This is a genomic window from Roseinatronobacter alkalisoli (assembly GCF_028745735.1).
Lineage (GTDB): Bacteria > Pseudomonadota > Alphaproteobacteria > Rhodobacterales > Rhodobacteraceae > Roseinatronobacter > Roseinatronobacter alkalisoli.
Genome location: NZ_JAQZSM010000102.1, coordinates 1 through 1,552 on the forward strand (window position 1 = coordinate 1; position 1,552 = coordinate 1,552).

General features: G+C 63.0%; 2 protein-coding genes. Both read right to left on the reverse strand.

Going from position 1 to position 1,552, the window contains the following annotated elements; translation table 11 throughout:
- Positions 1-44: 44 nt before the first annotated feature.
- The gene (gene phoB, locus PUT78_RS23475; protein ID WP_274354629.1) at positions 45-737 is read right to left on the reverse strand and encodes a phosphate regulon transcriptional regulator PhoB; all 693 of its coding nucleotides are present in this window, start codon (positions 735-737) and stop codon (positions 45-47) included.
- Between the two features lie 5 nt (positions 738-742).
- Positions 743-1,450 (reverse strand): phosphate signaling complex protein PhoU, encoded by a 708-nt coding sequence (phoU, locus tag PUT78_RS23480; RefSeq protein ID WP_274354630.1) that lies wholly within the window; start codon positions 1,448-1,450, stop codon positions 743-745.
- Positions 1,451-1,552: the final 102 nt, after the last annotated feature.

A 1,552-nucleotide genomic window follows, 5' to 3' on the forward strand; every position in this document is an offset into this window, starting at 1 on the left:
AGCGGGATCAGGCGCGTGATGTAGCTGTCGCGCGGTCTGGGGTGTTATCCCATGGCGTAGCCTGCGCCTCGGACGGTGCGGATGGGGTCGGGGCCGCCGGTGGTGCATAATGTCTTGCGCAGCCTTCCCACATGCACATCCACAGTGCGCGTGTCGATATAGATGTCGCGCCCCCAGACGCGGTCCAGAAGCGCCTCTCGGGTCCAGACCTTGCCGGGGCGTTCCATGAAGGCGCCCAGCAGGCGGAATTCCGTCGGGCCAAGATGCACCGACACCCCCGCCCGCGTCACACGGTAGCTGTCAGGGTCCAGCCTTATATCGCCCAGTTCCAGCGCCTGCCCGCTGACCGACGGGCGCAGGCGGCGCAGATTGGCACGCACCCGCGCCACCAGTTCCGCCACCGAATAGGGTTTCACGATGTAATCATCCGCGCCCGTGTCCAGCCCGCGCACGCGGTCGCTTTCCTCGGAGCGCGCCGAAACCATGATCACCGCCGCATCGCGCCCTTCCGGCGTCGCCTTGATCTGGCGGCAGGCTTCCAGCCCCGACAGCCGCGGCAGCATCCAGTCCAGAAGCACCACATCCGGCCCCTGTTCGGCCACGGCAAGCACCGCTTCCTCGCCATCTTTTGCCGTCGCAATGCGGAACCCCGCCGCCTTCAGGTTATAGCTCAAAAGCGCAAGCTGCGCGGGTTCGTCATCGACAATCAGGATCAGCGGCGTGGCAGCTTCAGACATGGTGATCACCCTTTGGGCGCGTCAATCAGCGCCGTGGAATGGCCCTTCTCGCGGGCCGCGGCAGGGTGCCCCTCGGCCACGAAAATCACCTGTTCCGCACCATGGGTCACCAGATCGCCCATCCGTTCTATGTTCTTGGCAATGAACACATAATGCAGACATGGCGTGATATTGCGCGGGTCTTCCATCATATGCGTGATGAATTCGCGAAACAGCGCATTGGTCATGTCATCCACTTCCACATCGCGCGTGATCACATCGCGCGCAAGCGCCACATCCAGCCGCGCGAAGGCGTCCAGCATGTCCTTCAGCATCTGCCCCACCAGCCGCGCCTGACGCCGCAGCGCACCCGCCGCACCGTCAATCACAGGCGCCGAGATCAGCACAGGCACGCGCCGGGCCATGTTCTTGGCGTAATCGCCCAGACGCTCCAGCTCGCCCGCCATCTTCATCACCGCAACTGCCGCGCGCAGATCATCCGCCTGCGGCTGGCGCAGCGCCAGAAGCCGCACCACCTGCGCGTTGATCTCCTCCTCCGCGGCGTCAATCAGCTTGTCGCCCTGCACAATCTGCGCCGCCAGATCCTCGTCGCGCGATTCCAGCGCCCGCGAGGCATTCAATATCGCATCCTCCACCTGACCGCCCATCGTCAGGACATTCAGACGGATCGCTTCCAGATCACGGTCAAAGGCAGATAGCGTATGCGGCTTCATGGCAACATCCCTTCAGTTCCCGCAATCCATAAACAAGCCATGTGACAGTTCCATGACACACAACACACTCACTCACACGCAAGACAGAAACGTCACAAAACA

What these genes read in the sequence shown, in the direction of transcription:
- phoU (WP_274354630.1), bottom strand. Translation starts at nt 1,450, where the DNA reads ATGAAGCCGCATACGCTATCTGCCTTTGACCGTGATCTGGAAGCGATC.
- phoB (WP_274354629.1), bottom strand. Translation starts at nt 737, where the DNA reads ATGTCTGAAGCTGCCACGCCGCTGATCCTGATTGTCGATGACGAACCC.